This is a genomic window from Acinetobacter sp. V2 (assembly GCF_001188385.1).
Taxonomy (GTDB): domain Bacteria; phylum Pseudomonadota; class Gammaproteobacteria; order Pseudomonadales; family Moraxellaceae; genus Acinetobacter; species Acinetobacter oleivorans.
Window position 1 is genome coordinate 1,739,021 of record NZ_JZFB01000001.1, and the last position, 5,252, is coordinate 1,744,272.

Here is a 5,252-nt window from a genome sequence, read left to right on the forward strand (position 1 = left end):
CCATCTTTACTAATAAAGAATGCACTACCGTATGCTGTTTTTTCTTGTGGACCCTGTTGCTGTGGAATGATGACCTGATTTCCAAAGAAACGTTTCAAAATTTCAGGGACTTGTTGCTGCAACAGTTCATCCTGAGTCATTTTTTTTACGACGTTTACACTCACCACTGCTGGACTAACTTGTTCAACGAGGTTTGAAAAATCAACAGCAGCATTTGCCTGAACAGCAGCAACTGTAAATACCGCTGCATACATTCCTTGTTGTAAATAGCGAGTTTTCATTCGGTGCTCACCCACAATTGGTCTACGAGAATAAGAATAAAACTGTTGTATCACAACGCTTTGGGGTTGTGCGTAACAATATGTTTATTTGTAAGGCATCCTTACAATCATTATTTTACGCATTGCAACTTTTTAAGCCAATTGCAATTTTTCTCTGAGTTAGAGCGCTTAAGCTCTTGCCTTTTTAGATAAAAAGGGGTGTCATTAGCGGACGTTTTAGATTGTTGCGAATGGACATGCCTAATTTACAGACAATTCACCACTTTGACGTGATTATTGTGGGCAGCGGCGGTGCTGGTTTAAGTCTGGCTTTATCGTTACCAAATCATTTTAATATTGCAGTTTTAGCCAAAGCTGCTTTAACCGAAGCAAGTACCTTTTATGCTCAAGGTGGTGTTGCTGCTGTTCTGGATGAGACTGACTCTATTCAACAGCACATTAATGACACTATGATTGCAGGTGCTCATTTATGTGAAATGGATGCGGTACAACATACCGTAGAAGGCGGTCGCCCTTCTGTTGATTTTCTTTTAAAGCAAGGCGTGCAATTTACTTTAGATGAAGATGAACAACTTCATTTAACGCGCGAAGGTGGTCATTCACAACGCCGTATTATCCATTCGGCTGATGCAACAGGTAAAGCTATTTCAACCACCTTGGTTGAACGTGCCAAAGAACGTAAAAATATTACTATTTTTGAAAACTACATTGCGATTGATTTAATTACATCTCATAAATTAGGTCATACCGATCAAGCGAATCGCGCTATTGGTTTGTATGCCTTAGATGAAAATACGGAAAAAGTTCATACATTCCTTGCACCATTTACCGCACTTGCTTGCGGCGGTGCGATGAAAGCTTATCTGTACACATCTAATCCAGATATTGCTACAGGTGATGGTATTGCAATGGCCTTCCGTGCAGGTTGCCGTGTAGCCAATATGGAATTTAACCAGTTCCATCCAACTTGTCTGTATCATCCTCAAGCTCGCTCATTTTTAATTACTGAAGCCATGCGCGGTGAAGGTGCTTATTTGCGCTTACCTGATGGCGAGCGTTTTATGCTACGTTTTGACGATCGTGCAGAACTGGCTCCTCGCGATATTGTGGCACGTACCATTGACCATGAAATTAAACGCCTCGGTATTCGTCATGTGTGGTTAGACATTACACACAAATCACCAGAGTTTATCAAAGAGCACTTCCCTACACTTTATGCACGATTGCTTGAGTTAGGTATCGACATTACAAAAGACATGATTCCAGTGGTACCAGCAGCTCACTATACATGTGGTGGTGTCGTGGTTGACTCAAATAGCCAGACGGATATTGAAGGTCTATATGCGATTGGTGAAACGTCTTATACCGGTTTACATGGTGCAAACCGTATGGCAAGTAACTCATTACTTGAGTGCTTCGTTTACGGCATGAGTGCAGCAAAAGATATCGAAAATAAATTTGATGAAAACTTCAAATTACCTGAAGTACCAACTTGGGATGACTCACAAGTAACCAACCCTGATGAAGATGTGGTGATTTTACAAAACTGGGATGAGTTACGTTCGACCATGTGGAATTACGTTGGTATTGTCAGAACCACAAAACGTTTAGAACGTGCTTTGCACCGTATTGAAATGTTAAAGCGTGAAATCACTGAGTATTATCAAGACTACCGTGTTAGCAAAAATTTAATTGAGCTGCGTAACCTTGTTTTAGTATCTGAGATGATTGTGCGCTGTGCTATGCAACGTAAAGAATCACGTGGTTTACATTACACGCTTGATTATCCAGAAACTTCGAGTGAGATTCGTAAAACAGTTCTAACTCCTCCAAATTTTGCAGTAGAACAGCCATTAGTTAATACTGATATTTAAGCTGTTCTTCTACAAAAAAGCACAGTTCAGACTGTGCTTTTTATTTGCTTTGATATTTATGATTTAGGTGGAATTGAATAAGTCGCGGTCACATGTGCAACGGGATCTTCTAGCCCTACTGAATAAATCCAGACCTCTCCCACCACCAAGCTCTTTCCAACTTTCATGAGTTTACACTCACTGCGTAGGTCTTGATCACCTGCGGGTTTTCTTAGAAAATTAATATTAAAATTGGTCGTTACAGCTAAACCGATAATTCCGATTTCACCTAATATTGCAATATATAAAGCAAAATCAGCCAAAGTCATCATGGTTGGTCCAGATATGGTGCCCCCAGGCCGTTGATGCCTTTGATCGACATGATAATAAACGACAGCAGCTTTAGGCGAGACTGATTCAATCGTGCAATGTTCAAGACTTGGTGGAAATTCCTTTTCAAGAAATGCCACGATTTCTTCTTTTGAGCTTTTCATCCTTGTTATTCTTCAATCTATAAATCATATGTAAGATAGCATAAGAAAATAGCAGATATTTTCTATGACGTTTTAAATCAGAATTAACGTCATTTTTCACCACTCTCATAGTCTATAAGAGTGGCTCATCCAATTGCTTATCCTAAATATTGCAATGCCTGTTCGAACACCTGATCAGGACTTTGAGTTGCATCTATTCGCTTAATACGTTCTGGTTCAGCTTTCCATAAGGTTTCATAGCCTTCACGAACCTTAGTAAAGAAGCTTAACTTTTCTTGTTCAAAACGATCTAAAGCTCCGCGTTCGCGTGCTCGATTCATGCCCAATTCAATCGGTGCATCTAACCAGAACGTTACTTCTGGCATGCGTGAAACAAAGCTCTGATTTAAAAGCTGTAATTTATCTTGGCTTAAACCACGACCAGAACATTGATAAGCAAAGCTTGCATCAGTAAAACGATCACTTAAAACAATTTTATTAGACTCTAGAGCCGGCAAAATAACCTGTTGTAAGTGTTGAGCACGTGCCGCATAAATGAGTAATAACTCGGTATCATGGCTCATATTTTCATCATGATTCACCGCCAAAAGCATTGAACGTATTTGTTCTGCTAACGGCGTACCACCCGGTTCACGGGTTAAAACAACTTGTTTACCTTGATCTTCAAAATACTGATGAATTTTTCGAATAAGTGTAGTTTTACCTACCCCTTCCGTGCCTTCAAAGCTAATAAACATCTCTTTTCCTTATTTCTTCGATCTCAACACGGATAAGTACTCTTGCACCGCTTGATTATGCGCTTGCAAGCTTGCCGTAAATTTATGCCCACCATTGCCAGTCGCTACAAAATAGATGTTATTTGAATCATCTGGATGCAATGCAGCTTCAATTGCTTTTTGGCTTGGTAAAGCAATTGGCGTTGGCGGTAAGCCATTAATAGTATAAGTATTATATGCTGTTGGGGTACGGAGGTCTTCTCGAGTAATATTGCCTTTATAGTTATTACCCATACCGTAAATAACAGTTGGATCCGTTTGTAAACGCATACCAATTTTTAAACGGCGAACAAAAACGCCTGAAACTTGTGTAAGTTCACTGTCTAAACTTGTTTCTTTCTCAACAATAGAAGCCATAATTAATGCTTCATATTTATCTTTATAAGGTAAATTCGGCGCACGATTTGCCCAAGCTGCATCTAAGGCTTTCATTTGACGGTGGTATAAATCGGTCAGAATTTTCTTATCTGTTTCACCTTTGGCAAAGAAATAAGTATTAGGTGCGAACAAGCCTTCAGGATGCCCATAAGGAATCCCAAGCGCCTTCATCAGCTGATCATCTGGTAAATCTAATATTGTATTTTTTACGTTTTTATCATTTTTGAGTGCAGTAATAAGCTGTTTAAAAGTTGTACCTTCAATGACCAAGACACGGTTCATCTGAGCATTATCTGCATCAGATAACATCTCCAATACTTCTCTTACACTCATTCCCTGTTCAATTTCATACACACCAGCTTTCATGCTGTCATGAATCATAAATTTCTGATAAAGCTTCAACACCACTGGAAAGCTAATTTTGCCTTCTTTCGCCAAACGATCAATAAAACCAGAATAGGTTTCACCAGATGTAATAGATAACATCTGTTTTTTGCCTTCAATAGGATAAGCTTTGAATAGACTCGACCATAAAATGGCAAAAGTAGAAATTAAAACAATAAAAAGGCCAATTAAAACCAGTCGCTTAGAAAATTTTGGAGCTTGTTTCTTGTTATTTTTCTTGGCGTTTTTTGCTTTCGCATTCACAGGTGGCTTCGGCATATTAATGAATCTGATTTAAGTTAAGGATATGAAATAAATCTATGCATGCCTGTGTATCTAGCGTTTTCTCACCTAAATGAGTAACCACTCGCATAGGGTTTAAAGCATTACAAAAGAATAGACTTTGTATTTCAGATACTTCATCTAACTCAATTACACGTACTTCACAGGCAATACCATGGTGCTGCATACGCGCCAGAATTTCTGCCCGCATTACACCGTGGACGCCATTATAGCGAAGTTCCGGAGTAATCCATCTATCATTTAAGCGAATAAAACAATTACTACTAACCCCTTCAACAATATAACCTTGTACATCAGTAACTAATGCTTCAGCCCACCCTAATTGATCTGCTTCTTTTTTTAGCAATACTTGTTCAAGACGGTTTAAAGATTTAAGCCCGACCAAGCTCGGCATGGTTAAACCTAAAGCCTGATTTAAAACACCACACTGTATAAAGTCTGGTTGAAATGGTTCTAAAGCTTTCGGATAAAACCAGATATAAATATCGGCGTCATGCTTTGGCAAACTATAGCCACGGTCGCCCATCCCACGACTAATCACAATTTTTAAAGTGCCGTTGAGTACGAGATTTTGCTTTAGTAATTGCTCTAAGCTCTGTTCTATGAGTTCAAAATTCGCAATTAAAGACAGTTTTTTACATGCAAGTTTTAGTCGCTCCCAATGTCTTTCTTTAAGCTCAATCTGATTTTGAAAAACACGAATTGTGGTAAAGCATCCATCTCCATAATGAAATGCTCGATCCAGTAAAGGAATGGTTTCAACAGGTTGCCCATTTTTAAAAC

General features: G+C 39.0%; 5 protein-coding genes and 1 pseudogene. 1 reads left to right on the plus strand and 5 read right to left on the minus strand.

Going from position 1 to position 5,252, the window contains the following annotated elements; translation table 11 throughout:
- Nucleotides 1–281, minus strand: a pseudogene (locus UC75_RS20725) (S1C family serine protease); the annotation flags it as partial.
- A 230-nt stretch (nt 282–511) separates the two neighbouring features.
- Between UC75_RS20725 and nadB the strand changes: the two are divergent.
- Nucleotides 512–2,155, plus strand: a complete 1,644-nt coding sequence (gene nadB, locus UC75_RS07970) for an L-aspartate oxidase (RefSeq protein ID WP_013197095.1) — start codon at nt 512–514, stop codon at nt 2,153–2,155.
- A gap of 56 nt (nt 2,156–2,211) precedes the next feature.
- Here nadB and UC75_RS07975 read toward each other — a convergent pair whose 3' ends face one another.
- From UC75_RS07975 to pabC, 4 genes are all read right to left on the minus strand, one after another.
- Nucleotides 2,212–2,628: a PaaI family thioesterase gene (locus UC75_RS07975; protein ID WP_049837241.1), complete on the minus strand. Its 417-nt coding sequence runs from the start codon at nt 2,626–2,628 to the stop codon at nt 2,212–2,214.
- Between the two features lie 137 nt (nt 2,629–2,765).
- Nucleotides 2,766–3,365, minus strand: coding sequence for a dTMP kinase (gene tmk / locus UC75_RS07980; RefSeq protein ID WP_049837242.1), 600 nt, complete (start codon nt 3,363–3,365; stop codon nt 2,766–2,768).
- A 9-nt stretch (nt 3,366–3,374) separates the two neighbouring features.
- A complete protein-coding gene (mltG, locus tag UC75_RS07985) occupies nt 3,375–4,445 on the minus strand; it encodes an endolytic transglycosylase MltG (protein WP_005307490.1) in 1,071 nt (356 codons plus the stop codon).
- 1 nt (nt 4,446) lies between these two features.
- A partial coding sequence (gene pabC, locus UC75_RS07990) for an aminodeoxychorismate lyase (RefSeq protein ID WP_049837362.1) occupies nt 4,447–5,252 on the minus strand: 806 nt, incomplete at its 5' end.